Origin of the sequence: Aureimonas sp. SK2 (assembly GCF_029813115.1) — a bacterium.
Classification (GTDB): domain Bacteria; phylum Pseudomonadota; class Alphaproteobacteria; order Rhizobiales; family Rhizobiaceae; genus Aureimonas.
This window is the reverse complement of sequence record NZ_JAPZDS010000003.1, coordinates 184,116-197,607: the sequence shown is the minus strand read 5'-3', so window position 1 is coordinate 197,607 and position 13,492 is coordinate 184,116. Positions and strand designations below refer to the sequence as shown.

General features: G+C 67.4%; 14 protein-coding genes. 8 read left to right on the top strand and 6 right to left on the bottom strand.

Annotated elements, in window-relative coordinates; genetic code table 11:
• Window position 1: 1 nt before the first annotated feature.
• Together phnH and phnG are read right to left on the bottom strand one after the other, a co-directional pair.
• Complete coding sequence (gene phnH / locus O5O54_RS05735; RefSeq protein ID WP_279479775.1) at window positions 2-607, bottom strand: phosphonate C-P lyase system protein PhnH; 606 nt, start codon at window positions 605-607, stop codon at window positions 2-4.
• A 2-nt stretch (window positions 608-609) separates the two neighbouring features.
• On the bottom strand, window positions 610-1,086 hold the full coding sequence (phnG, locus tag O5O54_RS05730; protein ID WP_279479773.1) for a phosphonate C-P lyase system protein PhnG: 477 nt from the start codon (window positions 1,084-1,086) through the stop codon (window positions 610-612).
• A 119-nt stretch (window positions 1,087-1,205) separates the two neighbouring features.
• Here phnG and phnF point away from each other — a divergent pair, with 119 nt between their 5' ends.
• Both phnF and alaS read left to right on the top strand, forming a co-directional pair.
• Window positions 1,206-1,925, top strand: coding sequence for a phosphonate metabolism transcriptional regulator PhnF (gene phnF / locus O5O54_RS05725; protein WP_279479771.1), 720 nt, complete (start codon window positions 1,206-1,208; stop codon window positions 1,923-1,925).
• 602 nt (window positions 1,926-2,527) lie between these two features.
• Entirely contained in the window at window positions 2,528-5,182 is a 2,655-nt protein-coding gene (gene alaS / locus O5O54_RS05720; RefSeq protein ID WP_279479769.1) for an alanine--tRNA ligase, read from the top strand.
• Between the two features lie 60 nt (window positions 5,183-5,242).
• Here the strand turns inward: alaS and O5O54_RS05715 are convergent, their stop codons facing one another.
• Together O5O54_RS05715 and O5O54_RS05710 are read right to left on the bottom strand one after the other, a co-directional pair.
• Window positions 5,243-5,608, bottom strand: a complete 366-nt coding sequence (locus O5O54_RS05715) for a PRC-barrel domain-containing protein (protein WP_279479768.1) — start codon at window positions 5,606-5,608, stop codon at window positions 5,243-5,245.
• Between the two features lie 149 nt (window positions 5,609-5,757).
• Window positions 5,758-6,972 (bottom strand): NADP-dependent isocitrate dehydrogenase, encoded by a 1,215-nt coding sequence (locus O5O54_RS05710; protein ID WP_279479766.1) that lies wholly within the window; start codon window positions 6,970-6,972, stop codon window positions 5,758-5,760.
• Window positions 6,973-7,165: 193 nt separating this feature from the next.
• Here O5O54_RS05710 and O5O54_RS05705 point away from each other — a divergent pair, with 193 nt between their 5' ends.
• A complete protein-coding gene (locus O5O54_RS05705) occupies window positions 7,166-7,939 on the top strand; it encodes an RNA methyltransferase (protein ID WP_279479765.1) in 774 nt (257 codons plus the stop codon).
• Window positions 7,936-8,727: a glutamate racemase gene (murI, locus tag O5O54_RS05700; protein WP_279479763.1), complete on the top strand. Its 792-nt coding sequence runs from the start codon at window positions 7,936-7,938 to the stop codon at window positions 8,725-8,727. Before O5O54_RS05705 ends, murI begins: the two co-directional genes overlap by 4 nt.
• On the opposite strand, the gene O5O54_RS05695 is transcribed toward murI, so the two are convergent.
• Window positions 8,716-9,231 (bottom strand): hypothetical protein, encoded by a 516-nt coding sequence (locus tag O5O54_RS05695; RefSeq protein WP_279479761.1) that lies wholly within the window; start codon window positions 9,229-9,231, stop codon window positions 8,716-8,718. The genes murI and O5O54_RS05695 overlap by 12 nt on opposite strands.
• Before the next feature lie 122 nt (window positions 9,232-9,353).
• Here O5O54_RS05695 and O5O54_RS05690 point away from each other — a divergent pair, with 122 nt between their 5' ends.
• The 4 genes from O5O54_RS05690 (at window position 9,354) to O5O54_RS05675 (ending at window position 12,146) form a co-directional block, all read left to right on the top strand.
• Window positions 9,354-9,512 (top strand): YqaE/Pmp3 family membrane protein, encoded by a 159-nt coding sequence (locus O5O54_RS05690; protein ID WP_279479760.1) that lies wholly within the window; start codon window positions 9,354-9,356, stop codon window positions 9,510-9,512.
• A 208-nt stretch (window positions 9,513-9,720) separates the two neighbouring features.
• The gene (gene rpsD, locus O5O54_RS05685) at window positions 9,721-10,338 is read left to right on the top strand and encodes a 30S ribosomal protein S4 (RefSeq protein ID WP_090959598.1); all 618 of its coding nucleotides are present in this window, start codon (window positions 9,721-9,723) and stop codon (window positions 10,336-10,338) included.
• A 102-nt stretch (window positions 10,339-10,440) separates the two neighbouring features.
• A complete protein-coding gene (gene ttcA / locus O5O54_RS05680; protein WP_279479755.1) occupies window positions 10,441-11,322 on the top strand; it encodes a tRNA 2-thiocytidine(32) synthetase TtcA in 882 nt (293 codons plus the stop codon).
• The gene (locus O5O54_RS05675; protein WP_279479753.1) at window positions 11,319-12,146 is read left to right on the top strand and encodes an inositol monophosphatase family protein; all 828 of its coding nucleotides are present in this window, start codon (window positions 11,319-11,321) and stop codon (window positions 12,144-12,146) included. Before ttcA ends, O5O54_RS05675 begins: the two co-directional genes overlap by 4 nt.
• Before the next feature lie 18 nt (window positions 12,147-12,164).
• On the opposite strand, the gene O5O54_RS05670 is transcribed toward O5O54_RS05675, so the two are convergent.
• Entirely contained in the window at window positions 12,165-13,466 is a 1,302-nt protein-coding gene (locus O5O54_RS05670; RefSeq protein WP_279479925.1) for a multidrug effflux MFS transporter, read from the bottom strand.
• Between the last annotated feature and the right edge of the window lie 26 nt (window positions 13,467-13,492).

The following is a 13,492-nucleotide window of genomic DNA, read 5'->3' as shown; positions in this document are numbered from 1 at the left end:
CTCAGATCTCCTCGACGCGCGTGGTGCGGGGAAGGGCGACGCAAAGGTCGCCCGCAACCAGCACGAGGTCGTGGCCGCGCGGAAACAGCGCGCGATTGACGGCCCGCGCCGCGATGAAGCCGTCCGGCAGGCCGCGCGGCGCGATCCGCGCCGCGGTTTCGATCCCCGGCCCGGTCAGTTCCAGAACGGGGCCGCCCTCCAGCGCCTCCACCGGCAGGACCAGTGTCGCCGAGCGGTCGGGATAGGCGTCGTCGCCCACCGGAAAGCGGCTCCACGTCGCGACGTCCGAACACGGCGTCAGGACCGCGAAGGCCGCCTCGGCCGGATCGGCGACCACCGCCGCGCCCGTCTGGAAGGCGATCCAGCGAGCCGCCTCGGCCGTGTCGGCGCCGTCGAGAAACACCGGCGCGTCGGCGTCCGCCAGGGTGGCGATCACGGCCGCCGCGGCGCCGCCGAGGGGCGCGGGCGCCGAGACGAAGCCGGCGAGGTCGGCCAGGGTGCCGGGCCGCGCGAAGGCGTCCATGATTCGGCGGAACGCCGCCTGCGAACCCAGCACCGGGTCCGCGAAGCCGCCCGACACGGCCGAAGTGGAAAGGGATGCGGTCACGATCAGTCCTCCCCACGCGCGACGGTGAAGAAGTCCACCCGCGTCGCCGCGGTCTCTTCCGCGCGCTCCCGGAGTGCCTGGGCGTCGGCAGCGAGGGCCGGCGCCACGACCTCCGCCTCGATCCGCTCGCGCCAGGCATCGACCTGCCACAGCGCGTCCAGATGCGCGGCGATGCGCGCCTTCTCGGCGTCACGACCGAGGATCATCGCGTGCCCGACCTCGCCGGTTTCGAGGCGCACCGTCGCGCGGCAGACGCTTGCCTCGCCGAGGTTGAACGCCGCGCCGCCGCCGCCCGCCCGGCCGCGCAACATGACCAGCCCAACCTCCGGCCCGCGCACCGGCAGGGCGGAAGGCGCCGCATCGACGAGATCGGCATAACGCGACTTTAAGAAAGGCGAAGGCGCGAGCGCCACAGCCGCCATGGCGCGTCGACGGTCGGCTGCCCCGGAGGGACTGGTCGGGAGGAAAGGTATCGTCATCGCCATCGTACCGATCTCAGTTGTCTATTTGTCTAGACTACTGCACTGAACGGCTCCGGTATAGCCTTGCGTCGATGACACCCCTATGACGGCTGGCAAGCTGCAGCGGAGCGTGCGGAATGAACGATACGGACGAGGGCGTCACCCTCTGGCGGCGCGTCGCCGATCGTCTGCGCGTCGGGATCGCCGAGGGCGCGCTCGGGGATCGCCTGCCTCCCGAGACGGAACTTGCCGAGCGCTATGCCGTGAACCGCCATACGGTGCGCCGGGCGATCCAGTCCTTGGCGGCGGAAGGCCTTCTGCGCTCCGAACGGGGGCGGGGAACCTTCGTCAACGCGGCGTCGCCGCGCCTGTCCTATCCCGTCGGTCCCCGCACGCGATTCTCCGAGAACGTGACGGCGCATGGTCAAAGGCCCGCCGGGCGCCTGATCCGCTCGGAATCGGTGCGGGCGGACAAGGCGCTCGCCGCCATGCTCGACTGCGCGACCGGTGCCCCGCTGTTCCGCCTGGATACGCTGTCCGTGGCCAACGGCCTCCCGCTTTCCGTTTCCACGGGCTTTTTTCCGGCGGATCGCTTTCCCGCAATCGTCCGGCACTATGCCGAGACAGGCTCCGTCACCGAGGCGCTGAAACTCCACGGTCTCCTGGACTACCGCCGGCTGGAAACACGAATCACCGCCGAGCACGTGCAGCCGATCGACGCCGAGCACCTGCATCTGCCGCCCGACGCCATCGTGCTCGTGTCCGCGGCGGTGGACGTGGACGCCGACTGCCGGCCCATCCAGGCCATGCGCTCACGTTTCCCGGCGGATCGCATGGAACTCGTGTTCCGCCCCTGACCCTTTGTTTCCCCGTCTTTTCCGCACCCGTGGCCCTCTCGCCTAACCTCCCTTCATCGCCGCCCCATCGAATGGGCGCGAATGATCACCGGGATCGTTCGGAGGGGTGGCGAGCGGTGTCCGCGACGCGTCTCCTGCCGGAGGAGGCGTGGCCCGGACGGTTCCTTTCGGCACATGGGGGTTGGCTGCCCAAAACGAGGCGGCTCTCGGAAAACTCGGCGTTGGAGACAGCCCAAGGCAAGCGGGGTGAGAGACCGCCGCCGCATCGGGCCGAGACGCCCTGCGTAATCCCCGAACAAAAGGCCAGGGCCGGCTTCGCATCCCGGTCCGGAACCGCAACCACCGCGCGGGTCGCCGGAGGCGGACCACTTATACACACCACCCACAGAGGTTCGCCTCCGGCGGCCCGTCGCCCGTTCCAAGGAACGGCGGCACGAGACGCAACCACCCCATCACCCCGGCCGCGATCAGCGGTGCGGGCGTTTCGGCATATCCATGCAGCACAGCGCGCGCCAGCATGGACAGGGTTCCGGCCCATCGCTAAAAGGCTGGCGCTGCGGCGTATTCTCGCTGCGATCCTACCGAAGCGTTAAGGGTTTCCCATGAGCGGCGTGAACGAGATCCGGTCGACGTTCCTCCAGTATTTCGCGAAGAACGGGCACGAGCCGGTCGCCTCCTCGCCGCTGGTGCCGCGCAACGATCCGACGCTGATGTTCACGAACGCCGGAATGGTCCAGTTCAAGAACGTCTTCACCGGCCTGGAGAAGCGCCCCTACACCCGCGCGACCACCGCGCAGAAGGTCGTTCGCGCCGGCGGCAAGCACAACGATCTCGACAACGTCGGCTACACCGCCCGGCATCACACCTTCTTCGAGATGCTCGGCAACTTCTCCTTCGGCGACTATTTCAAGGAGGAGGCGATCAGCCTCGCCTGGAATCTCGTCACAAAGGAGTTCGGCCTCGACAAGTCGCGCCTCCTCGTCACCGTCTATTCCGAGGACGACGAAGCGGCCAAGCTCTGGAAGTCGATCGCCGGCTTCTCCGACGAGCGCATCATCCGCATCCCGACCTCCGACAACTTCTGGACCATGGGCGAGACCGGCCCCTGCGGGCCGTGCTCGGAGATCTTCTACGACCAGGGCGAGAGCGTCTGGGGCGGACCTCCAGGCTCGGCCGAGGAAGACGGCGACCGCTTCCTGGAGTTCTGGAACCTCGTCTTCATGCAGTTCGAGCAGGTCTCGCCCGGCGAGCGCCTGAACCTGCCGCGCCCGTCCATCGACACCGGCATGGGCCTCGAGCGCATGGCCGCCATTCTCCAGGGTGTCACGTCGAACTATGAGACGGACCTCTTCCGCCGCCTGATCGCGGCCGTCGAGGAAGCGATCGGCTCGCGTGCCGAGGGCGACGCGCTGGCGTCGCACCGCGTCATCGCCGACCACCTGCGCGCCACGGCCTTCCTGATCGCCGATGGCGTCCTGCCGTCCAACGAGGGTCGCGGCTACGTCCTCCGCCGCATCATGCGGCGCGCGATGCGCCACGCGAAGCTGCTGGGCGCCCGCGAGCCGGTGATCTACAAGATCCTGCCGACGCTGGTCGCCGAGATGGGCCGCGCCTACCCGGAGCTCGTCCGCGCCGAGGCGCTGATTTCCGAGACCTTGAAGCTGGAGGAGAAGCGCTTCCTCACGACGCTCGACCGCGGCCTCTCGCTCCTCAACGACGCCTCCGGCTCGCTGGGCCAGGGCGACATGCTCGACGGCGAAACCGCCTTCAAGCTCTACGACACCTACGGCTTCCCTCTCGACCTGACGCAGGACGCTCTCCGTGCGCGCGGCGTCGGCGTCGATCTCGACGCCTTCAACGCCGCCATGCAGCGTCAGAAGGCTGAGGCCCGCGCAAGCTGGGCGGGCTCCGGCGAGGCGGCCGCCGAGACGATCTGGTTCTCGATCCGCGAGCGCGACGGCGCGACCGAGTTCCTCGGCTACGACACCGAGACCGCCGAGGGACAGGTCCTGACGCTGGTTCGGGACGGCAAGGAGGTGGAGAGCGCCGAGGCCGGGCAGGAGGTCGCCGTTGTCCTCAACCAGACGCCCTTCTATGCCGAGTCCGGTGGCCAGGTCGGCGACACCGGCACGATGAAGGGCGAGGGCGTCCGATTCACGGTCACCGACACGCAGAAGGTGGCCGACGGCCTCTTCATCCATCGCGGCAAGGTGGCCGAGGGCACGCTGCGAAAGGGAGCGGCGCTGGAACTCGCCGTCGATCACGACCGCCGCACCCGCATCCGCGCCAACCATTCCGCGACGCATCTCCTGCACGAGGGTCTGCGCGAAGTGCTGGGAACCCACGTCGCCCAGAAGGGCTCCATGGTCTCGCCCGACCGCCTGCGCTTCGACTTCTCGCACCCGAAGCCCGTCGAAGCGGACGAACTGGCCCGCATCGAGGCGCTCGCCAACGACGTGATCCGCGAGAATACGCCGGTTGAAACGCGATTGATGGCCGTGGACGACGCGATCGCGCTCGGCGCCATGGCGCTGTTCGGCGAGAAGTACGGCGACGAGGTGCGCGTCGTCTCGATGGGTGGCGCGAAAGAGGGCAGCGCCAAGGCCGCCTACTCGATCGAGCTCTGCGGCGGCACCCATGCCCGCGCGACCGGCGATATCGGTCTCGTCCATGTGGTTTCGGAAAGCGCCGTCGGCGCCGGCGTGCGCCGCGTCGAGGCGCTGACGGGCGCCGCAGCCCGCGACTACTTCCTGGAGCAGGATGCCCGCGTCCGCCGGATCGCCGCCTCGCTGAAGGTCGGTCCGGCCGAGATCACCGAGCGCGTGGAATCGCTCGTCGAGGAGCGCCGCCGTCTGGAGCGCGAGCTGACCGAGGCGAAGAAGAAGCTGGCGCTGGCTGGCGACGGTTCGGCGTCCTCTTCGGCGCCCAAGGAGATCGGCGGCGTCTCCTTCGTCGGCCGCGTCCTCGACGGCGTGGCCGCCAAGGACCTCAAGGGTCTGGTGGACGAGGTGAAGTCGGGTCTGGGCTCCGGCGTCGTCGCCTTCGTGGGCGTGGCGGACGGCAAGGCCAGTATCGTCGTCGGCGTGTCCGCCGATCTGACCGGCCGGTTCAGTGCGGTCGATCTCGTCCGTGCTGCGTCGGAAGCGATCGGCGGCAAGGGCGGAGGCGGCCGTCCGGACATGGCCCAGGCCGGCGGTCCGGATGCGGACAGGGCCGACGAAGCGATCGCCGCGATCGAGGCGAAGCTCGCTGCCTGACCCCGAATACGGAAGAGGCCGGCATCGAGCCGGCCTTTCTGGTTCCGGCGTTCGGCCGGATCAGTCGTCCCAGGTCGGCAGTTCGGCCACCGCCTGTGGCGTCAACGAGATGATCAGGCGATTGGCGTCTAGCGTGAAGGCTTCGATCGGCACCAAGACGTCGCGGTCGGCGAAGCCCGCCTGATTGTCGAAGTCGACGGCGAGATGCGTCGGCGTGTTGGCATCCGGCCCGAGAATCTCCTCCACGTCTCCAACCTCGACGCCCTCGGCGGTATAAACGTCGATATCGTCGAGAAGGCCGGCCGCGATGTTGAAGGGCGGCACGATGGTCGCGTCCGGCACCTCCACGAGGGCGGTCTGCGCGCTGGCGGCGGCGGCCCAGAGCATAGAGCCGGCGAGGAGGGTGGCGGCAATCTTCGGCTTCATAGAAGTCTCCGTGGCTGTTTCGTGCCCGACCAACAAAGGTTCGCCCCCGCCGTTCCGTCAGGACTGTCACAAGTAGTTCAAGCCGCGCACGAAAATGGCCCGGTGCGTGGTGCACCGGGCCTCGTGTCTTGCAAAGTAAGGCGAGAGGCTTAGGCCGCCATCGCCTTCTTCAGGTTCTCGTCGATCTTGTCGAGGAAGCCGGTCGTGGAGAGCCAGGGCTGGTCCGGACCGATCAGGAGCGCGAGATCCTTGGTCATGTGGCCGGCCTCGACGGTGTCGATGCAGACCTTCTCCAGCGTGTCGGCGAAGCGCTTCAGCTCGGCGTTGTCGTCGAGCTTGGCGCGGTGCGCGAGGCCACGCGTCCAGGCGAAGATCGAGGCGATGGAGTTGGTCGAGGTCTCCTGGCCCTTCTGGTGCTGGCGGTAGTGGCGCGTCACGGTGCCGTGGGCGGCTTCCGCCTCGACGGTCTTGCCGTCCGGCGTCATCAGCACCGAAGTCATCAGGCCGAGCGAGCCGAAGCCCTGCGCCACGATGTCGGACTGCACGTCGCCGTCGTAGTTCTTGCAGGCCCAGACATAGCCGCCCGACCACTTCAGCGCCGAGGCGACCATGTCGTCGATCAGGCGGTGCTCGTAGGTGAGCTTGCGCTTGTCGAACTCGGCCTTGAATTCGGCGTCGAACACCTCCTGGAAGATGTCCTTGAAGCGGCCGTCATAGGCCTTCAGGATCGTGTTCTTGGTCGACAGGTAGACCGGGAAGTTGCGCAGGAGGCCGTAGTTGAACGAGGCGCGCGCGAACTCGCGGATCGACTCGTCAAGGTTGTACATGGCCAGCGCGACGCCGGCGGAGGGCGCCTGGTAGACCTCGTGCTCGATGACCTCACCGTCCTCGCCGACAAACTTGATCGACAGCGTGCCCTTGCCGGGGAACTTGAAGTCGGTCGCGCGATACTGGTCGCCGAAGGCATGGCGGCCGACGACGATCGGCTGGGTCCAGCCCGGCACGAGACGCGGCACGTTCTTCATGATGATCGGCTCGCGGAAGATCACGCCGCCGAGGATGTTGCGGATCGTGCCGTTCGGCGACTTCCACATCTTCTTGAGCTTGAACTCCTCGACGCGCTGCTCGTCGGGGGTGATCGTGGCGCACTTCACGCCGACACCGTGCTTCTTGATCGCGTTGGCGGAATCGATCGTCACCTGGTCGCCGGTGGCGTCGCGGTTCTCGACGGACAGGTCGTAGTACTCGAGGTCGATGTCGAGATAGGGGTGGATCAGCTTGTCCTTGATGTACTGCCAGATGATCCGGGTCATCTCGTCGCCGTCGAGCTCCACGACCGGATTCTGGACCTTGATCTTCGCCATCGCTGTTTTCCCCTGGGAGCGCGCCCGTCAGGAAGGGGCGGGCGCTTTCGAATGAAGGGGGCGGCCGCCCCCGGCATGATGCCGGGGCTATAGCATCGCACCCATGAGGAGCAAAGCCGCGCAGGCCTTTGCGCGGGTCCCTTCCTTCGGATAATCGTGCGCTGCAATCACAGACGAGCGAGGACGGGCGGACTTGGCCGGCACCAACAGAAGCGACGAGAACCGGACCGGCGGTCCCGCCATCATCCTGGTCGAGCCGCAGCTCGGCGAGAACATCGGCATGGTGGCGCGGGCCATGGCCAATTTCGGCCTGGACGACCTGCGCCTCGTCAACCCGCGTGACGGCTGGCCGAACGTGAAGGCCCGCGCCAGCGCCTCGCGCGCCGACCATGTCATCGACGCCGTGCGCCTGTTCGAAAGCGTGCAGGACGCCGCCGCCGATCTCACCTACCTCCTCGCCACGACCGCGCGTCCGAGATACTCGATCAAGCCGGTGCGCGGGCCGGAGGAGGCAGGCGGCGAACTTCGGGCGCGGATCTCTGCCAGCCAGGGCGCAGGCATCCTCTTCGGGCGCGAGCGGTTCGGCCTGTCCAACGAGGAGGTCGACCTCGCCGACGAGATCGTGACCTTCCCCGTCAACCCGGCCTTCGCCTCGCTGAACATCGCCCAGGCCGTGCTTCTGATGAGCTACGAGTGGATGAAGTCGGGCCTCGGCGAGGGCGCCGCGCCGCGTTTCCAGGCGCCCGAGATCGTGCCGGCGGCCAAGGAAGACCTTTACCGCCTGTTCGATCACCTGGAAGCGTCGCTCGACACGACGAACTTCTTCTTCCCGCCGGAGAAGCGGGAATCGATGGTGCACAATCTGCGGATCATGCTGACCCGCGCCGGCTTCTCCGACGCCGAGGTGCGCATGCTGCGAGGGGTGCTGCGGGCCTTCGAATACCGCATCGAGAAGGGCTCGAAATGACCGACAGGCCGGTCCTCCTCTTCGATTCCGGCATCGGCGGGCTGACAGTGCTGCGCGAGGCGCGCGTCCTGATGCCCGAGCGCCGCTTCGTCTACGTCGCGGACGACGCGGCCTTCCCCTATGGGGACTGGGAGGAGGAAGCGCTTCGGACCCGCATCGTCGGCCTGTTCGGCCAGCTTCTCGCCGAGCACGACCCGGCGCTCTGCATGATCCCCTGCAACACGGCCTCGACGCTGGTGCTGGGCGATCTGCGCGCCGCCTTCCCGCACATGGAGTTCGTCGGCACCGTTCCCGCGATCAAGCCGGCGGCCGAGCGCACGCGCTCCGGGCTCGTCTCGGTTCTGGCCACGCCCGGCACGGTGAAGCGCCAGTACACGCGCGACCTCATCACGCAATGGGCGTCGAAATGTGAGGTGAATCTCGTCGGCAGCGTCCGCCTCGCCGCGCTGGCCGAGAGCTACATGCGACACGGATTCGTGGAAGAGGATGCCGTGGCCGCCGAGATCGCGCCCTGCTTCATCGAAGACCGCGGGCGGCGCACCGATATCGTCGTGCTGGCCTGCACACACTACCCTTTCCTCGCCAACCGCATGCGCAAGACGGCGCCTTGGCCGGTGGACTGGCTCGACCCCGCCGAAGCCATCGCCCGCCGCGCCCTGTCGCTTCTCCCGCCGCCGGCAGGCGAGCTGCCCACGGGGCCGGACCGCGCGATCTTCACCCGAGGCGAGCCCGACGCGGCGACGCGATCCCTGATCCGGGGGTTCGGCCTTTCGACCTTATCCGCGTGAGCCGCGCCGAAGCATAATATCGGAGGTGCGACGCGGCGTGCCGTCAACGTCGTCGGTGACGGTGAGCGCGAAGGTGCCGTTCCCGCTGTTGCGGATCGCCATGGTCGCGGTCCGGTCGCCGTGGACCGTAACGGGGTAGGTGAGGGTGAAGGTCAGCGTGTCGCCCCGCAACCGTCCGTTGGAGAGGCGCGACACGCCCTTGGTGGACCCCGTGTAGGAGCCGGAAAACTGCCCGCTCGCCGGATCGAACCGGATGTCCGCGCCGATCTCGCGCCGCACGATCACAGCCGCGCGGCAGACCCCGGCGATACGCAGGCGGTTGGCGGAGGGCTGGCTTCCCTCCACGCTGCAATTCACGCGCCGGGGCGAGGTGTCCTGCTCGCGCTGCACCGAACCGGTGCCGCGGAAGGCACCGTCGAAGCGCGCGAGATACTCGGCATCGGCGAGCGCCGAGGTGGGGACGAACAGGGAAGCGAGGAGAACGGCACGGGCTGCATTGGACATCGGAGGTCTCCCTCTGCATGGCTGCGAAGTGGGTGGTCGGGACCAACGCACCGGGACGCCGTAGGGAACGGATGCGACGTGCTCTCGTTCGTTAGGCGGACGCAAACCCAACGGACCGATCCATGGACCTGATCAAGATCATCTTCGCCATCCTCCTGCCGCCGCTCGGCGTCTTCATGGAGGTCGGCCTCGGCAAGCACTTCTGGATCAACGTCATCCTGACGCTCCTTGGCTACATCCCCGGCATCGTCCACGCCGTCTGGGTGATCGCCCGCAAGTGATCGGTTCGGCTTGACTTCTGGAGCCTCGGCCAATAGGGACTGCGCATCGGCGGATCGGAAGGTCCGCCGGTTTCATTTTTACGTGTCCCGTGGGCATGCCGTGCGCTTCGTTCGGCGGCCCTGTCGGTCCGGCCGAGAGGCCGGACAAAGGAGGGCGCGTTTCCTGGCGTCGCGGGTGGTCCGCGCGCCTCATCCTATGGGAAATGCGATGTCAAAGCGCGAGTCTTCCAAGTACAAAATCGATCGCCGCATGGGCGAGAACATCTGGGGCCGTCCGAAGTCCCCGGTGAACCGCCGCCAGTACGGCCCGGGCCAGCACGGCCAGCGCCGCAAGGGCAAGATGTCCGACTTCGGCACGCAGCTGCGCGCCAAGCAGAAGCTCAAGGGCTACTACGGCGACATCTCCGAGAAGCAGTTCCGCAAGACCTACGAGGAAGCCGCCCGTCGTCGTGGCGACACCTCGGAGAACCTGGTCGGCCTGCTCGAGTCGCGTCTCGACGCGATCGTCTACCGCGCGAAGTTCGTGCCGACGATTTGGGCCGCCCGCCAGTTCGTCAACCATGGCCACGTCAACGTCAACGGCGTTCGCACCAACATCGGTTCGTACCGCTGCAAGGCCGGCGACGTGATCGAGGTTCGCCAGAAGTCGAAGCAGCTCACCGTCCTCATCGAGGCGACCCAGCTCGCCGAGCGCGACGTGCCGGACTACATCGAGGCGGATCACTCCAAGATGGTCGCGACGTTCCAGCGCGTTCCGGGCCTCGGCGACGTGCCGTACCCGGTCGTGATGGAGCCGAACCTGGTCGTCGAGTTCTACTCGCGCTGATCGGTTCGCCATCTGCGAAACGGACGAGAAGGCCGCCTCCGGGCGGCCTTTTGTTTTTCGGCCCCGCTTGTTAAGCGAAGCCCGAAACGAGGACCGGAACCCATGCTGGACGACGCGCCGAACCAGCCTCTCGACGAGGCGGCCGAGACCGCCGACAGCGGCGGGGCGCACCCGCTGTTCCGCGAGGTGCCGGACTCGGTCTCCTTCAAGAAGCTGCGCAAGCGGCTCCTGCGCGAGATGCGCGAGACCATCGAGACGCACGCCATGGTCCGGCCCGGCGCGCGCTGGCTGGTGGCGATCTCGGGCGGCAAGGATTCCTATTCGCTGCTGGCGCTGCTTCTTGACCTCCAGTGGCGCGGCCTGCTGCCGGTCGATCTCCTGGCCTGCAACCTCGACCAAGGCCAGCCGAACTTCCCCAAGCACGTCCTCCCCGACTGGCTCACCGCCAACGGCATCGCGCACCGGATCGAGTACCGGGACACCTATTCGATCGTGAAGGAAAAGGTGCCGACGGGCGCCACCTACTGCTCGCTCTGCTCGCGCCTGCGCCGGGGCAACCTCTACCGCATCGCGCGGGAGGAGGGCTGCGAGGCTCTGGTGCTCGGCCGCCACCGCGACGATAGCCTCGAGACCTTCTTCCTCAACCTGTTCCACGGCGGCAAGCTCTCGGCCATGCCGGGTAAGCTCCTCAACGACGAGGGCGACCTCCTCGTGCTGCGTCCGCTGATCCGCTCGGCCGAGGACGACCTCGCGCGCTTTGCGAGCGCCATGCGCTTTCCCATCATCCCCTGCGACCTCTGCGGCAGCCAGGATGGGCTCCAGCGCAACGCCATGAAGGCGTTCCTATCGGATATGGAATCGCGCTTCCCCGGCCGCCGCGAGACGATCGGCCGGGCGCTCGCCAACGTGCGGCCGAGCCATCTCCTCGACCCTGCGCTCTTCGACTTCGCCAGCCTCCAGCCCCGATCGGACGAGACACCGTGACCTTCGACATCGATACGCTTGCCACCATCCTGCGCGACGCCGCCAAGGCGGAGGTCATGCCGCGCTTCCGCCGGCTCGGCGAAGGCGACATCCGCGAGAAGACGTCCGCGATCGACCTCGTGACGGAAGCCGACGAGAGCGCCGAGCGCTTCATCAAGGCGGCTTGCGGTGGGGCCTTTCCGGATGCGCTCTTCGTCGGCGAGGAGAGCGTCGCCGCCGATCCGGCGCTCCTCGCCAAGATCGGCGAGGCCGACCTCTCCATCATCGTCGATCCCATCGACGGAACCGCGAACTTTGCGATGGGCGCGCCGCTCTTCGGCGTGATGGCGGCCGTCGTCTCGAAGGGCCAGACGATCGGCGGCATCATCTACGATCCGCTTGGCGACGATTTCATGATCGCCGAGCGCGGCGCCGGTTCGTTCCTCGTTCGCCCGAACGGCGAGCGCCAGCGCCTTCAAGTCGCCGCTCCCGCGCCGATCGACGAACTGTTCGGCGTCGCCTCGTCCAGCTTCCTGCCACGCGAGCAGCGCCGTCTGCTCCTCCAGCGGCTCGCCGACATCCGCGTCTTCGCCAACTACCGCACGGCGGCCCACGAATATCGCCTCATGGCCTCCGGGCATGTGCACTTTCAGTTCTACCTGAAGCTGATGCCCTGGGACCATCTCGCCGGCTCGCTGCTCATCGAGGAGGCGGGCGGCACCGTACGCAAGCTCGACGGCTCGCCCTATCTGCCGACCGATATCGGCGGGGGCTTGCTGACGGCGCCGGACGCGGAGACGTGGCGGGCCGTGCGCGACCTCGTCGGTCCCGAGATCACCGCCTGACGATGCAGACGCGGCGGCCTATTCGGCCGCCGCCGGCTCCACGACACGGGGGCCGCCGTCGCGCGGGCTCGGCCGCTCGTTGAAGAGCTTGCCGTTCTCGGCCACGATGGCGCAGCCGAAGGCACCGATCGACAGAAGCACGTAACCCACCAGGAGCGGGATCAGCGTGCCGTCGTACATGTAGCCAACGATGGCACCAAGGACACCGCCGCCGAAGGTCTGCATGAAGCCAAGCACGGAAGAGGCCGTCCCGGCGACATGGCCGAGCGGATCCATCGCCAATGCGTTGAAGTTGGTGCCGATGAAGCCGAACATGCAAAGCGACAGGATCGTCATCGGCAGATAGACGGCGAAGGGCGGAACGCCGCCATAGAGCAGCGCAATCGCAAGGTGCAGGACGTTCAGCGCCAGAAAGATGCACAGCGCGCCGTGCGACAGGTGCCGCATGCCGAAGCGCTCCACCAGCCGCGAGTTCGAGAACGAGGCCACCGCCATGAAGATGGCGCCGGCCGAAAAGTAGAGCGTGAACTCGGGTCCGAGGCCGTAGACCGAGACATAGATCTGCTCGGCCTGATTGATGAAGGCGAATAGCACGCCGAAGGTGAGCGCCGTCGAGAGCGTGTATGCGAAGGCCGTGCGGTTGGTCACGACCACCCGGAAGGCCTGTGCGACGCGGCTCACGGTCAGCGGCAGCCGATCCTCGGGGTGCTGCGTCTCCGGCAGCCGGACATAGGTCCAGAGCATCACGAAAGCCCCGAAGACGGCCACCGCGATGAAGATCTCGTGCCAGTCGCCGAAGAAGAGCACGACCTGTCCGAGGTTGGGCGCGATCACCGGGATGGCCATGAAGATCATCATGACGAGCGACATAACACTTGCCATGCGCGCCCCGCCGAAGCAGTCGCGCACCACGGACACGGCGATGACGCGCGTCGCAGCCGCACCGATGCCCTGGATCGCGCGAAGCGCCAAGAGCATGCCGAAGGTCGTCGAGAACACGGCCGCGACGGAGGCGAGCACGTAGACGCCGAGGCCGAAGAGCAGCACCGGCCGACGCCCGAACCGGTCGGACAGCGTGCCGTAGAAGATCTGCGAGATCCCGAAACCCATCACATAGGCGGTGATGACGAACTGCGCGTGGTTTGGATTCGCCAGTTCCAGCGTCTGCGTGATGTTGGTGAGCGCCGGAATGAAGATGTCGATCGCCGCGGCGTTCAACGCCATGATGCAGGCGATCAGGGTCACGAGTTCCCAATAGGGAATCCCGCGCACGGTGTTGGGCGCGCTCGACATGGGGTCCGGTCTTTCGTTGGTCGAGATCGTTCTAAGCCGGGCGGTACAAAAAG

What these genes read in the sequence shown, in the direction of transcription:
- phnG (WP_279479773.1), bottom strand. Translation starts at nt 1,086, where the DNA reads ATGACGATACCTTTCCTCCCGACCAGTCCCTCCGGGGCAGCCGACCGT.
- phnF (WP_279479771.1), top strand. Translation starts at nt 1,206, where the DNA reads ATGAACGATACGGACGAGGGCGTCACCCTCTGGCGGCGCGTCGCCGAT.
- alaS (WP_279479769.1), top strand. Translation starts at nt 2,528, where the DNA reads ATGAGCGGCGTGAACGAGATCCGGTCGACGTTCCTCCAGTATTTCGCG.
- O5O54_RS05715 (WP_279479768.1), bottom strand. Translation starts at nt 5,608, where the DNA reads ATGAAGCCGAAGATTGCCGCCACCCTCCTCGCCGGCTCTATGCTCTGG.
- O5O54_RS05710 (WP_279479766.1), bottom strand. Translation starts at nt 6,972, where the DNA reads ATGGCGAAGATCAAGGTCCAGAATCCGGTCGTGGAGCTCGACGGCGAC.
- murI (WP_279479763.1), top strand. Translation starts at nt 7,936, where the DNA reads ATGACCGACAGGCCGGTCCTCCTCTTCGATTCCGGCATCGGCGGGCTG.
- O5O54_RS05695 (WP_279479761.1), bottom strand. Translation starts at nt 9,231, where the DNA reads ATGTCCAATGCAGCCCGTGCCGTTCTCCTCGCTTCCCTGTTCGTCCCC.
- O5O54_RS05690 (WP_279479760.1), top strand. Translation starts at nt 9,354, where the DNA reads ATGGACCTGATCAAGATCATCTTCGCCATCCTCCTGCCGCCGCTCGGC.
- rpsD (WP_090959598.1), top strand. Translation starts at nt 9,721, where the DNA reads ATGTCAAAGCGCGAGTCTTCCAAGTACAAAATCGATCGCCGCATGGGC.
- ttcA (WP_279479755.1), top strand. Translation starts at nt 10,441, where the DNA reads ATGCTGGACGACGCGCCGAACCAGCCTCTCGACGAGGCGGCCGAGACC.